Raw genomic sequence first — 12,525 nt, 5'->3', positions numbered from 1 at the left:
CCTCCATCCGCAACAATCGCAGGAGGTGAAGCAGCGTCAGGCGCGCAGCCGCGCCGGCAGCCCCGCGACCGCGTCGTCGATTAGCGCCGCATCCGCCTTGGCGTCGATCCGCTCGGCGATGACGTTGCGCGCCGCCGCCACGGCAATATCCGTCGCCGCGCCGCGCACCTCGGCCACCGCCCCGGCTTCCGCCGCGGCGATGCGGTCGAGCGCCATCCGCTCGCGCCGCTTGGCGGAGGCCTCGGCCTCCGCCGCCGATGCCTCGCCGACGCGTTGCGCCTCGGCCTGGGCGCGGGCCAGCAGATCCTGCGCCTCCTTCAGCGCCGAAGCGCGGTCGGCCTCAGCCTGCTTCAGCAGCGCCTCCGCCTCGACCCGCAGGCGGGAAGCTTCGGCGAGCTCGGCCCGCACGCGGTCCGCCTTCGCATCCAGCATCCCGGTGATGCGCGCCCAGGCCATCCGCCCGACGAGCAGGAAGAAGATGACGAAGGAAACCGCGACCCAGAATTTCGGGTCGAGCCAGAAGTGTTCGTAGTGGTGATCCATCAGGCCCGCCCCCGCGCCGCGAGTTCACGCTCGACCGCCGCGGCGACCGCGGCGCTGTCGCTCCGGCCGATGAGCCGGGTGACCAGCGCATCCGCGGTATCCGTCGCCACCTGGCGCAGCGCGCCCATGGCATTGTCCCGCGCCGAAGCGATCTGCCGCTCGGCCGCCTCGATCTGCGAGGCAAGCTTGGCGTTGAGCGCCTCGGCCCGTGCCGCGGCCTCGGCCTGCGCCTTCTGCGTGGCGGCGCCGACTGCAGCCTGAGCCTCGGTCCGTGCCTTGGCGGTCGCGGCCTGATGCTCGGCCATTGCCGCATCGGCCCGCTGCTTCGCCGCCTGCGCGCTCTCGAGGTCGCCCTCGATCCGCGCCCGCCGCGCCTCCAGCACGCTCTCCACCTGCGGCAGCGCATAGCGCGCCATCACGTAGTAGAGGGCGCCAAAGATGATCAGCATCCAGACGACCTGGGCGATCGTCCAGGGATTGCCGAAGTCGAGCTGCGGCATGCCGGCGCTGCTGGTCGCGCCCGGATGCTCGGACGCCACCTGCGCCATGGCGGGCAGGGTGGCGAGCGAGAGCAGGGTCGCGATCCGGATGGTCTTCTTCATGCTCGTCTCCCTTGCATGCCGGAAGAAGGGCGGCCGGCGGCCACCCCTCTCAGCGATGCTCAGGTGAAGAGGATGAGGAAGGCGATCAGCAGGGCGAAGAGCGCCACCGCTTCCGTTAGGGCGAAGCCCAGGATGCCGATCGGGAAGACGGCGTCGCGGGCGGCCGGGTTGCGGGCCACGCTGGTGATCAGCGAGGAGAAGATGTTGCCGATCCCGAGACCGACGCCGAACAGCGCGATAACGGCGATACCGGCCCCGAGGGCCTTGGCGGCAGCGACTTCCATGTGAGTGTCCCTTCAGGGGTGGTGTGGTTGGAGGGTCCGAACGACGGCGGGGCTTAGTGCAGGTGCACCGCGTCGTGCAGGTAGATGCTGGTCAGGATGGCGAAGACATAGGCCTGCAGGAATGCGACCAGGATCTCGAACCCGACCAGGGCGACGTTCATCGCCATGGGCAGCACCGCGCCGATGAGGCCCAGCACGCCGGCCGCCGAGCCGATCATCACGACGAAGGTGGCGAACACCTTCAGCATGACGTGGCCGGCGACCATGTTGGCGAAGAGACGGACGGAGAGGCTGATCGGTCGCGAGAGATAGGAGATGATCTCGATCGGGATGATCAGCGGGGCGAGCGCCTTGGGCGCCCCCTCCGGGAAGAAGTAGCTGAAGAAATGCGTGCCGTGGATGGCCAGCGCCACCACCGTCACCACGACGAAGACCAGCGCGGCCAGCGCGAAGGTCACCGCGATGTGGCTGGTGAAGGTGAAGGCGTAGGGCAGCAGGCCGATCATGTTGCCGAACAGGACGAACATGAAGATCGAGAAGACGAAGGGGAAGTAGCGCTTGCCCTGGTCGCCCACCTGGCCGGTCACGATGCCATGGACGAACTCGTAGCCGCTCTCGGCCAGCGCCTGGAGCCGGCCGGGGACGATGGAGCGCTTCGCCGTGCCCCACATCATCAGCGCGGTGATGAGGCCGAAGGCCAGCAGCATATGCGCGTTGGACTGGCTGAAGCGCACGGACTCGCCGAGGGCGCCCATGAAGGGCACCAGCTCGAACTGGCTCAGCGCGTCGATAGCTTTGCCTTCAGCGGCCACTGCTGCCTCTCCCGTCGCGTCAGATCTTCCGGCCACTGCGCGGGTTGAACAGCCTGTAGATGTTCATGATTCCGGCAGCGGCGCCCGCCACGAAGAACAGTAGGAAAAGCCAGGGCTTCGTCCCGAGCCATCGGTCCAGCAGCAGCCCGATACCGACCCCGACCACAAGGGCCGAGACCAATTCGACGCCGACGCGGAACCCGATCCCCATCGGACCGGGCGGAAGACCCCCCTTGGCGTCCTCGGCCGGCTTGTCGAGACCCTGGCGGGTCCGTGCCTCCCGAAGTCGCCGCTCGAAGTCGTCGCGCTCGTTCAACCCTCGCTCCTCCGTCGGACCCCGGCGGAAGGCACCGGGCTCGTAAGGCCCCCCCCGCGGAGTGTCAATCCACCGCGCGCCGCTATCGGCAGCGGCGGGCGTTTTTCAGCCGATTCATGTGTCGTCCATGCAGATCATACCGCCTCGAAGGCCCCGCTCTGCTGCCGCCACAGCCGGGCATAGACGCCACCCTGCCGCAGCAGCCCTTCATGCGTCCCCTCCTCGGCGATCCGGCCGTGCTCCAGCACCACCAGCCGGTCCATCCGGGCGATGGTGGACAGACGATGGGCGATGGCGATCACCGTCTTCCCCGCCATCAGCTCGGCCAGCTGGTCCTGGATCGCCGCCTCCACCTCCGAGTCGAGGGCGCTCGTCGCCTCGTCCAGCACCAGGATCGGCGCATCCTTCAGCAGCACGCGGGCGATGGCGATGCGCTGACGCTGCCCGCCCGAGAGCTTCACCCCCCGCTCGCCCACATGGGCGTCATAGCCGGCCCGCCCCCGCCAATCCTCGAGCCCGGCGATGAACTCCGCCGCCGCCGCCCGGCCGGCGGCCGCCTCCACCTCCGCCATCCCCGCCTCCGGCCGCCCGTAGCGGATATTCTCGCGGATCGAGCGGTGCAGCAGCGCGGTGTCCTGGGTCACGACGCCGATGGCGGCCCGGAGGCTCTCCTGTGTCACCCCCGCAATGTCCTGGCCATCGATCAGGATGCGCCCGCCCTCCGGGCGGAAGAAGCCGAGCATCAGGTTCACGAGCGTCGACTTCCCCGCCCCCGAATGCCCGACCAGCCCGACGCGCTCCCCCGGCTTGATGGCGAGGTCGAGCCCCTGGATCACCCCCACCTCCCGCCCATAGGCGAAGCGCACCCCCTCGAAGCGGATCTCCCCCCGCGGCACCCGCAGCGGCACGGCACCGGGCGGGTCTGCCGCCGTCGGCGGCACGGCGATGGAGTTCATCGCCTCCTGCACCACGCCCAGGTTCTCGAAGATGGCGGTAACGTTGAAGGCCACCCAGCCGGAGATATTGGCGATCTGCCAGGCCATCGGCAGCGCCGTCGCCACCGCGGCGAGGCCGATCTGCCCGTGGCTCCAGAGCCAGATGCCCGTCGCCGCCGTCGCCGTCAGCATGCAGGCGTTCAGCGTCCCGAGCAGGAAGCCGTTCAGGGTCACGAGCCGCATCTGCCGCTGGAAGGCCGCGTTCAGCCCGAGCAGCCCCTCGCGGACGAAGGCATCCTCCTGCTCCGCCCGGGCGAAGAGCTTCACCGTCTGGATATTCGTATAGCTGTCAACGATCCGGCCGGTGAGCTGGCTGCGCTGCGCGCTCGCCTCGCGCGACCGGTCTCGCATCCTGGGCACCAGAAAGCGCAGCAGCGCGGCATAGGCGCAGAACCAGACCGCGATCGGCAGGGCCAGCCGCCAGTCCGCATCGCCGAGCAGGCCGAGCGCCGCCGTGCCATAGACCAGGATGTACCAGACGGCATTCACCACCTGCACCACGCTCTCGCGCAGCGCCGGCCCCGCCTGCATCACCCGGTTGGAGATGCGGCCCGAGAAATCCTCCTGGAAGAAGGGCAACCCCTGGCGCACCACCCCCCAATGGCTCTGCCAGCGCACCAGCGAGGTGAAATTGCCGTTGATGCCTTGCTGGGTGATGAGGTTCTGCAACAGCACCGCACAGGGCCGCCCGACGAGCACCAGCGCCGCCATGCCAAGCAGCGTGGGCCAGGCCTCCGCCCAGAGCCGGTCCGGCGCATGGCTGGTCAGCAGCGCCACCAGCCGGCCGATAATTGCCGGGATCGCCGCATCCATCAGCGCCACCAGCAGCCCGGCCAGGAACAGGGCAGCGAAGAGGGCCCGCGCCTGGCCGATGAAATGCCAGTAGAAGCCGGTGAGGCTGCGGGGCGGCGGCCCCTCGGGCACCGTGGTGCCGAGGATCCGCGCGGCGGGTGAGCCGGGGGGCGCGACCGGGTCGACCAGGCGCTCGAAGAAGCGGAAGGGCATACGGCCACAACGCGCCCGCAGGCGCTCGAGGTCAAGCCGCGGAGCGGCCAGCGCCGCTTGGGCTTCACGAAACCGCGTGGTGAGGCGTCTCCCAGTGCCTGAGACCGTTGCTGACGCAATGATCTCCTTTTCGGCTTTCATGGGTACCAGCGGCCGGGCGCAATCCCTGCCGGCCTGGCTGCGCTTCCTGCTGACCGCCGTTACCGTCGCCTTGGGCTTCGCCGCCCGGCAGGCAATGGATGCGCTGCTGCCCACCACGAATGTCTTCCTGATGCCGATCCTCGGCGTGGTGGTCAGCGCCACGCTGTTCGGCGCCGCGGCCGGGCTCCTGGCCACGCTGCTCTCGTCGCTCTGGCTCTGCTGGGCCTACCTGCCGCCACTGGAGAGCTTCCAGGTGGGCGACCCTCGCCAGTTCTGGGGGCTCAGTCTCTTCGTCATCATCAGCGGCTTCATCAGCTTGGTGATCGGCGGCTTCCAGACAACGCTGCTGCGGTTGCGGGACGCCCACGCAGCGCTGGCCCGCACCGACTCCCAGCGCCGGCTGCTGCTGCAGGAATTCCGCCACCGAAGCCGGAACGACCTGCAATCCCTGGTCGCCCTGCTGCTGCTGCGCGCCCGTGCCGCCCCTTCCTCCGCCGCCCAGGATGGGCTGCGCGAGGCGGCCGAGCATGCCCGGGCGCTCGCCCGCGTCCATACCCTGCTGGCGCAGGAGGCGATTCACGAGGACGACCCGACCGTGGTCGACAGCCGCGCCTTCGTCGAGGGGCTGGCGATGGAACTGGCCCGCACCCATGCGACCGAAGGCCTGCGCCCCATCGTCCTCACCGCCGAGGCGGAGCCCCACCCGCTCGATTCGGAGCGCGCGATCCTGGTCGGGCTGGTGCTGAACGAATGCGTCACCAACGCCCTGAAATACGCCTTCCCCGACGACCGCCCCGGCCGCGTGCAGGTGCGCTTCAGCCGGATCGACGGCGAATTCCATCTCACCATCGAGGATGACGGCACCGGCACCTCGCCGGAGGAACAGACGAACGGCAACCGCGCCCGGCCGCTCGGCACGGGCCTCGGGACGCGTCTGCTGCGCGGCATGGCGGCGCAGCTTCGCGGCAGCTTCAACCGCGGCCCGGGACCTGGCGGCGCCGGCACCCATGTCGAGCTGCGCTTCCCGGCCGCGGCGGCCGGGGGCCGGGGCTGACGGCCTATTCCGCCGCCTGCTGCCCCTCGACCATTTCCACCGCCCGGCCGAGATCGACGCTGAGCAGCCGGCTCACCCCGCGTTCCTGCATCGTCACGCCATAGAGCCGGTGCATCCGCGCCATGGTCAGCGGATGGTGGGTGACGATGAGGAAGCGCGTGCCGCTCTCGGCCGCCATCGCCTCCAGGAGGTCGCAGAGCCGCTCGACATTGGCGTCGTCGAGCGGCGCGTCCACCTCGTCGAGCACGCAGACCGGCGCGGGCTGGCAGCGGAACACCGCAAAGATGAGCGAGAGCGCCGTCAGCGCCTGCTCGCCGCCGGAGAGCAGCGAGAGGGCCGAGAGCTTCTTCCCCGGCGGCTCTGCATAGATCTCGAGCCCCGCCTCCAGCGCATCCTCCGAGCCGACCAGCGCCAGATGCGCCCGCCCGCCGCCGAAGAGGCGGCCGAACAGGCTCTGGAACTCGGTGTTCACCCGGTCGAAGATCGTCCGCAGCCGCTCCCGCCCCTCGCGGTTCAGCGCGCCGATCGAGCCGCGCAGCTTGGCGATGGCGGTGCCGATCTCCTCCCGCTCGCGGGTGATGGTGGCGATGCGGGCCTCGATCTCCTCCATCTCCACATCGGCGCGGAGGTTGACCGGCCCCATGTCCTCGCGCTCCCGCGCCAGGCGCTCGAGCTTGCGCCGCGCCCGGTCCTCGGCGGCATCGGAGAGCTCCTCCGGCACCGGCAGTTCGGCGCCCTCGCCCAGGCGCTCGGCGACGCGCTCCTCGACGGCCGCCGCCGCGGCCTCGGCCTGGCTGGCGGTGCCTTCGGCGCGAAGCTGGGCTTCGCGGGCGGCGGCGAAGGCGGCATCCGCGCCGCGCCGAGCCTCGCCGGCCGCCTGCCGCTCCGCCTCGGCCGCTACGAGGGCGGCGGCGGCCATGGCATGCGCCGCCTCGGCCTCGGCCAGCACGGCGCCGGCCTGGCGCCGCCCTGCCGCCGCGGCCTCCGGCAGCTCGGCAAGGTCGTCCCGCGTTGTCCGCGCCTCGGCGGCGCGCTGCCGCAACTCTTTCAATCGGCCGGCGGCATCGGCCCGCCGTCCGGCCCAGTCGGCGCCCTCGGCGGCGATGGCGGCCCGGCGTGTCGCCAGTCGCTCCCGCTCCACCCGCAACCCGGCCTGGGCCTCGAGCGCCGCGCCTTCCTGGCCGCGTGCCGCCGACAGCGCACCGCGCGCCGTATCCACGCCTTGGCGGATGCCGGCGAGGTCCGGCAGCGCAGCCTGTGCCGCCCGCGCCCGCTCCAGCGCCGCCTCCGCCTCGGCGGCATCGGCGGCGATGCGCTCCAACTGCGGGGCGAGGGCGGTGGCTTGGCTCTCGGCCTGGGCGGCGGCGGCGGCCAGACGGGCCGCCTCCTCCCGCGCAGCCTGGAGCGCGGCTTCCGCCCCGCTGCGGGCCTGACGCGCCGCCGCCTCGGCCGCCACCGCCGCCGCTTCGCCCTGCCTCGCCGCCTCGGCCGCGCGCCGCAGCCCGTCGAGATCGGGCAGCCCGGCCTGCATCTCGCGCAGCGCGGCCAGCGCCGCCTCGGCCTCCGCCCGCTCCGCCCCGAGGCGTTCGAGCTGCGGCGCCACCGCGCCGATCCGGCTTTCCGCCTGCGTCGCCGCAGCGGCGAGCTGCGCCGAAGCGCTGCGCGCGCGCTGCAATCCCGTCTCCGCCTCGGCCCGCTGGCGCCGTGCCGCCGCCTCGGCGGCGCTGGCCTCGCTCTCGGCCCGTGCGGCGGCCTGGACCTCCGCTGCCGCCTGTTCCGGGGCGGGCAGGGCGGCGAGCGCGGCGGCCGCGGCCGCCGCGGCTGCTTCCGCCTCCGCCAACGCCTCGGCGAGGCGGGCGAGCTGCGGTTCCAGCGCGCCGAGCCGGCTGTCCGCCTCGGCCGCTGCGGCCGCGAGCCGGCTGGCCTCCGCCCTGGCCGCGGCTAGATGCGCCTCGGCCAACCGCCGGGCCTCGCGCGCCTCGGCCTCGGCCCGGGCGGAAGCTGCCTCCGCTGCTTCCGCTTCTGCTCTCGCCCCGGCCGCCGCCGCTGCTGCTTCCGTCGCCTCCGCCAGCCGTGCCTTGGCGGCGGCAAGGCGGTTCCGCTGTTGCAGGCGCACAGCGCCGGGGTTCGGCGCATCGGCTCGCGCCGTATGCCCGTCCCAGCGCCAGGCCGCGCCATCCCGCGCCACCACGGCCTGGCCGGGGGCGAGGCCGGCCTGCACCGCGGCGCCATCCGCTCCGTCGGGCAACAGGCCGATCTGCGACAGGGCCCGCGCCAGGACCGGTGGCGCCTCGACCAGGGCCGAGAGCCGGATGAGCCCCGCCGGCAAGGCAGGCGCGGCGCCGAGCGGCGGCAGGGCCCGCCAGTGCCGCGCTGCCTGCGGATCGGCCGGGCTGTCCAGTGCCTCGCCGAGCGCGGCGCCGAGCGCCGCTTCCAGCCCTGGCGGGACGGTGATGGCATCGAGCACCGGCGGCGCCCCGCTGCCCCCGGCCTCACCGGCGGCCAGCGTTTCGCTCAGCGCCTCGACCTCGGCCCCGGCGCGGGCACGATCCGCCTCGGCCGCCGCGGCAACGCTGCGGGCCTCGGCCTGCCGGCCAGACGCGGTGGTGCGCCCGGCCTCGGCCTCACCGACCGTGGCCAGGGCGGCAGCCAGCGCCGCCTCGGCCCCGGCCGCCGCCGATTGTGCCGCGGCCAGTGCCTCGGGCGGGACGGTGGCGGCGTGGGCGGCATCCCGCTCGGCCAGCAGCCGGCCATGCTGGGCCAGCGCCTGGGCCGCGCGCTGTGCCGCCGAGGTCTGTTCGGCCTGCGCCCGGTCGCGCCCGCTGCGGGCCTCCGCCATGCGGCGCCGGGCCGTGGCATGGGCCTCCTGCGCGGCGACGCGAGCCGCTTCGGCCGTTTCCAGCCGCGTCCGGGCCTCGGCCAGCATGGCCTCGGCGGCGGCGATGGCGGCCTCGCCCTCGGCCAGCCGCCCGGGGGCGATGCGTTGGGCGAGCGCCGCGCCATGATCGGCCGAGAGCCGAGCATGCTGGGCAGCGATGCGCGCCGCCCGCTGCTCCGCCTCGGCGAGCGCCGTGCGGGCGCGGGCAGCTTCCGCCTCGGCCGCCACCGTCTCGCGCCGGGCCGCCGCATGGGCATCCTGCGCCGCCGCGCGGGCCGTCTCCGCCTCGGCGAGGGCGGTGCGTGCCGCATTCAGCCGGCCAGCCGCCTCGCCGGCCTCCGCCTCCGCCGCTGCCAGCCGCTCCGGCGGGATGCAGGCCGCCAGGGCGGCGTGATGCTCCGCCGCCAGCGCATCCCGCTGCGCGCCGAGCCGCCGTGCCCGCTCCGTGCTGGCCGCCAGTTCCATCCCGGCCGAGTTGACGCGGGCGGCGATGGCGGCGGCATCCTCCGTCGCCGCATTGGCCGCGCGCTCGGCGGCCCGCGCCGCCTCCGTCGCCTCGGCCAGCGCTGCGGCAGCGCCCTCCAGCCGGGCGGGCAGGCTCGCCTCGGCCTCGGCCAGCGACGCATCCTCCCGCGCCAGCCGCGCCTCGGCCGCCAGCGCATCGCCCTCCACCGCCTCGGCATGGGCGAGGTCGCGGGTGATCTGCCCGAGCCGCGCCTCGGCCGCCGCCAGCGCCTCGCGCGCCCGGCGTTCCTCGGCATCCAGCCCCTCGGCCTCGACGCGCCGGCGCTCCAGCGCGGTGCGCGCCGCCGCCTCCGCCTCGCGCGGCGCCGGCACGCCCTTCTCGGCCGCGAAACTGCGGAGCGCCGCTGCTTCGGCCTCTGCCTCCGCGGACTTGGTCGCCGCCGAGGCCCGGGCAAATTCCGCCGAGGCCAGGGCCAGCGCCGCCTGCGCCCGCGCCCGCAGCAGGGCGAGCCACTCCGCTTCCGCCCCGCGCACCAGACCGGAGAGGTTGCGGTAGCGGTTGGCCTGCCTCGCCTGTCTCTGGAGCGACTGCCGCTGCGTCTCCAGCTGGCCCATCAGGTCCTCAGCCCGGCCGAGGTTCGTCTCCGCCTGGCGCAGCTTCAGCTCCGCCTCGTGACGCCGGGCGCGGAGGCCGCTGATGCCGGCCGCCTCCTCCAGCACCTGCCGCCGCTCCTCCGGCTTGGCGCCGATCATCGCCGAGACGCGCCCCTGGCTCACCATGGCCGAGGCGCGGGCGCCCGAGCCGATATCGGCGAACATGGTCTGCACGTCGCGGGCCCGCACCTCCCGGCCGTTGATCCGGAAGGAGGAGCCGTCGCCGCGCGCGATGCGGCGGATGATCTCGAGGTCCGGCGCATCCGCATGGGGCGGCGGGGCGAGGCCGGCAGCCTCCTCCAGGTAGAGCGAGACCTCGGCCAGGTTCCGCCCCGGCCGGGTCGCCGTGCCGGCGAAGATCACGTCCTCCATCTCGCCGCCGCGCATGGAACGGGCGGAGGTCTCGCCCATCGCCCAGCGCAGCGCCTCGACGACGTTGGACTTGCCACAGCCATTCGGCCCGACGATGCCCGTCAGCCCCGGCAGCACCTCGACCAGCGTCGCTTCGGCGAAGCTCTTGAAGCCGGCGATGCGCAACCGGGCGAGCGTCGCCCGCGGCGCATCGCGCCGCGGCTCCGCTGCTTCCTCAGCCGCCCCGGTCTGCTCCGCCTGGCCCTCCTCGCTCAACCGCGCCTCGCTTCCTCGACCAGCTGCTTGAACCTGTCGAAGGGCATGTCGCCCGACTGGTTGACCGTCTTGCGGCCGCGGAAGGAAAAGCTCGGCGTGGCCGAGATGTTGAACTGCTGCTCGGCCGCCTGCCGCTGCGTCAGGATGGCGCGCTTCAGCCCGTCATCCGCCAGCACCTCGTCGTACTTGCCGCGGCTCATCCCGGCGAGCGCGGCCATCTTCGCCAGCTCCTCGCGCGGGTCACCGCGGGTGAAGGCCCATCGGTCCTGGTTGGCGAGCAGCGCGCTGATGAAGCCCTCATACCGCTCCGGCGGCAGGCTGCGGGCGACGCAGGCGCCGGCCAGCGCCAGCTGGTCGAGCGGGAAATCCACCCAGACCAGCCGCAGCGCGCCGGTCTCGATCAGGTCGCGCTTCACCATGGGGAAGGTGTTCTGGTGGAAGGCGGCGCAATGAGAGCAGGTGAGCGAGTAGAACTCGGTCACCGTCACCGGCGCATCCGGCCGGCCGGTGCCGCGATCGGCCAGCCGCGGATCGGCGGGCTGGGCGAGGGCAGGCGCGGCGGCAAGGGCCGGCATCGCCAGGATCAGGCGGCGGGAGAGGGGCATGCGGCCTCCAGGCTTCGTGTCATCCGCGGTTTCGATAGACGCCCCGGGCAAGCTTTGCCAGCGCCTCGCGCAAATCCCCTGCCGGAAGGTTACCGAGCCCCGCCTCCACCCGCTCCGGCAGCGGCGCCTCCGGCATCGGCCGGGGCCGCGCCGGCGCGGCGCTGGCGGCCTGCTGGACGAAGCGCAGCCGCTCCACGACTGGCTTTCCAAGCTGGGCATTGATCCGTTCGATGAGCTGCGGCGCCAGATGGCTCAGCTCCATCGCCACAGGCCCGACGCAGCCGATGGTCAGCGTCCCCGCCGTCACCCGCTTCGGGCTGGTGACGGCGGCGAGGCTCGGCCCGACGATCTCCGCCCAGTCCGCCATCAGCAGCGCGCCGGCCGGGCTCTTCTTGCGGAAGACCGGGCGCGTCAGATGCGGAATGAGTGTCCCGAGCGGCCGCGGCCCCCAGACGAATCGCCGATCTTCGCTATCCTTGGCCATATGCCATTACCCGTTCCTCTGCCTCCCGGCACCGCGCTGCTTGCCTGGTACGACCGCCACCGCCGGACGCTTCCCTTCCGCCGCAGCGATGGCGGCCGGCCCGATCCCTACCGCGTCTGGCTCTCCGAGGTCATGCTGCAACAGACGACGGTGGCCGCCGTCGGCCCACGATTCGAGCGATTCCTCGCCCGCTTCCCCACCATCGAGGCCCTAGCCGCCGCGCCGGAGGCAGCGGTGATGGAAGAATGGGCCGGCCTCGGCTACTACGCCCGCGCCCGCAACCTGCATGCCTGCGCCCGGGCCGTCGCGGCGATGGGCAGCTTCCCCCGCACGGCCGAGGCCCTGCGCGCCCTGCCGGGCATCGGCGCCTATACCGCCGCCGCCGTCGCCGCCATCGCCTTCGACGAACCCGTGGTGCCGGCCGACGGCAATGTGGAGCGTGTGGTCGCCCGCCTCCTGGCCGAGGAGACGCCGCTCCCCGCCGCCAAGCCCCGGCTCTCGGCCGCGGCGCAGGGCTTCATGGCCGACGAGGCTGCCCGCGCCCGTCCCGGTGACTTCGCCCAGGCCCTCTTCGACCTCGGCGCCACCATCTGCACGCCGAAGGCGCCGGCCTGTGCATTGTGCCCATGGCGCGGCGAGTGCCTGGCGCAGCAACGCGGCATCCAGGCCGACCTCCCCCGCAAGGTGCCGAAACGCGCCCGCCCGCTCCGCCACGGCGCGCATTTCCTGCTGACCGACACCGCGGGCCACCTCCTCCTCCGCCGCCGCCCGCCCCGCGGCCTGCTCGGCGGCATGCTGGAACTCCCCGGCACCCCCTGGCGCGACGAAGCCTGGACCGAGGCGGAAGCGCTGCCCCATGCGCCCATCCCCGGCCTGGCCTGGCGCCGCCTGCCCGGCATCGCGCGCCACGGCTTCACCCATTTCGAGCTGGAGATGCGGCTCTACGCCGCGACCGTTCCCCACCTCGACCCGCCCGAAGGCATGGAGGCCCGCGACCGGATGGAGGCCGCCGCCGTCCTGCCGACGGTGATGCGGCGCCTGCTGGCCCTCGCCGGCTGAG

At 73.5% G+C, this 12,525-nt stretch carries 11 protein-coding genes; 2 read left to right on the top strand and 9 right to left on the bottom strand.

The genetic code is table 11. The features are described from left to right. Nucleotides 1–36: 36 nt before the first annotated feature. The 6 genes from JMJ56_RS13370 to JMJ56_RS13345 form a co-directional block, all read right to left on the bottom strand. Nucleotides 37–543: a F0F1 ATP synthase subunit B family protein gene (locus JMJ56_RS13370; RefSeq protein WP_202832267.1), complete on the bottom strand. Its 507-nt coding sequence runs from the start codon at nt 541–543 to the stop codon at nt 37–39. Continuing rightward, nucleotides 543–1,145: a F0F1 ATP synthase subunit B family protein gene (locus JMJ56_RS13365; protein WP_202832266.1), complete on the bottom strand. Its 603-nt coding sequence runs from the start codon at nt 1,143–1,145 to the stop codon at nt 543–545. Before JMJ56_RS13365 ends, JMJ56_RS13370 begins: the two co-directional genes overlap by 1 nt. Before the next feature lie 59 nt (nt 1,146–1,204). Then, nucleotides 1,205–1,429, bottom strand: a complete 225-nt coding sequence (locus JMJ56_RS13360) for an ATP synthase subunit C family protein (protein ID WP_043338292.1) — start codon at nt 1,427–1,429, stop codon at nt 1,205–1,207. A 53-nt stretch (nt 1,430–1,482) separates the two neighbouring features. Then, entirely contained in the window at nt 1,483–2,241 is a 759-nt protein-coding gene (locus tag JMJ56_RS13355) for a F0F1 ATP synthase subunit A (protein ID WP_043361064.1), read from the bottom strand. Between the two features lie 19 nt (nt 2,242–2,260). Further along, nucleotides 2,261–2,557 carry an AtpZ/AtpI family protein gene (locus tag JMJ56_RS13350; RefSeq protein ID WP_043338289.1) on the bottom strand — a complete coding sequence of 99 codons (297 nt, stop codon included), beginning with the start codon at nt 2,555–2,557 and terminating at the stop codon, nt 2,261–2,263. 134 nt (nt 2,558–2,691) lie between these two features. Further along, complete coding sequence (locus JMJ56_RS13345) at nt 2,692–4,557, bottom strand: ABC transporter ATP-binding protein (protein WP_202832265.1); 1,866 nt, start codon at nt 4,555–4,557, stop codon at nt 2,692–2,694. A gap of 118 nt (nt 4,558–4,675) precedes the next feature. On the opposite strand from JMJ56_RS13345, the gene JMJ56_RS13340 reads away from it, so the two are divergent. Next, the gene (locus JMJ56_RS13340) at nt 4,676–5,752 is read left to right on the top strand and encodes a sensor histidine kinase (protein WP_202832264.1); all 1,077 of its coding nucleotides are present in this window, start codon (nt 4,676–4,678) and stop codon (nt 5,750–5,752) included. Between the two features lie 4 nt (nt 5,753–5,756). Here the strand turns inward: JMJ56_RS13340 and JMJ56_RS13335 are convergent, their stop codons facing one another. From JMJ56_RS13335 to JMJ56_RS13325, 3 genes are all read right to left on the bottom strand, one after another. Further along, nucleotides 5,757–10,286: an AAA family ATPase gene (locus JMJ56_RS13335; RefSeq protein ID WP_456318790.1), complete on the bottom strand. Its 4,530-nt coding sequence runs from the start codon at nt 10,284–10,286 to the stop codon at nt 5,757–5,759. Between the two features lie 86 nt (nt 10,287–10,372). Then, the gene (locus JMJ56_RS13330; RefSeq protein WP_202832262.1) at nt 10,373–10,981 is read right to left on the bottom strand and encodes a DsbA family protein; all 609 of its coding nucleotides are present in this window, start codon (nt 10,979–10,981) and stop codon (nt 10,373–10,375) included. A 19-nt stretch (nt 10,982–11,000) separates the two neighbouring features. Next, nucleotides 11,001–11,465 carry a DUF721 domain-containing protein gene (locus JMJ56_RS13325; RefSeq protein WP_202832261.1) on the bottom strand — a complete coding sequence of 155 codons (465 nt, stop codon included), beginning with the start codon at nt 11,463–11,465 and terminating at the stop codon, nt 11,001–11,003. Between JMJ56_RS13325 and JMJ56_RS13320 the strand changes: the two genes are divergently transcribed. Next, nucleotides 11,466–12,524 (top strand): A/G-specific adenine glycosylase, encoded by a 1,059-nt coding sequence (locus tag JMJ56_RS13320; RefSeq protein WP_202832260.1) that lies wholly within the window; start codon nt 11,466–11,468, stop codon nt 12,522–12,524. The last annotated feature ends 1 nt before the right edge of the window (nt 12,525 follow it).

It is taken from the genome of Belnapia arida, assembly GCF_016773205.1.
In the GTDB taxonomy this organism is placed as follows: Bacteria; Pseudomonadota; Alphaproteobacteria; order Acetobacterales; family Acetobacteraceae; genus Belnapia; species Belnapia arida.
Note: the sequence above shows the minus strand (reverse complement) of the source record. Positions and strands in the feature narration are given on the sequence as shown.

Excerpts from the sequence above, each read along its gene's own strand:
- JMJ56_RS13370 (WP_202832267.1), bottom strand. The coding sequence starts at position 543 with ATGGATCACCACTACGAACACTTCTGGCTCGACCCGAAATTCTGGGTC.
- JMJ56_RS13365 (WP_202832266.1), bottom strand. The coding sequence starts at position 1,145 with ATGAAGAAGACCATCCGGATCGCGACCCTGCTCTCGCTCGCCACCCTG.
- JMJ56_RS13360 (WP_043338292.1), bottom strand. The coding sequence starts at position 1,429 with ATGGAAGTCGCTGCCGCCAAGGCCCTCGGGGCCGGTATCGCCGTTATC.
- JMJ56_RS13345 (WP_202832265.1), bottom strand. The coding sequence starts at position 4,557 with ATGCCCTTCCGCTTCTTCGAGCGCCTGGTCGACCCGGTCGCGCCCCCC.
- JMJ56_RS13340 (WP_202832264.1), top strand. The coding sequence starts at position 4,676 with ATGATCTCCTTTTCGGCTTTCATGGGTACCAGCGGCCGGGCGCAATCC.
- JMJ56_RS13330 (WP_202832262.1), bottom strand. The coding sequence starts at position 10,981 with ATGCCCCTCTCCCGCCGCCTGATCCTGGCGATGCCGGCCCTTGCCGCC.
- JMJ56_RS13325 (WP_202832261.1), bottom strand. The coding sequence starts at position 11,465 with ATGGCCAAGGATAGCGAAGATCGGCGATTCGTCTGGGGGCCGCGGCCG.
- JMJ56_RS13320 (WP_202832260.1), top strand. The coding sequence starts at position 11,466 with ATGCCATTACCCGTTCCTCTGCCTCCCGGCACCGCGCTGCTTGCCTGG.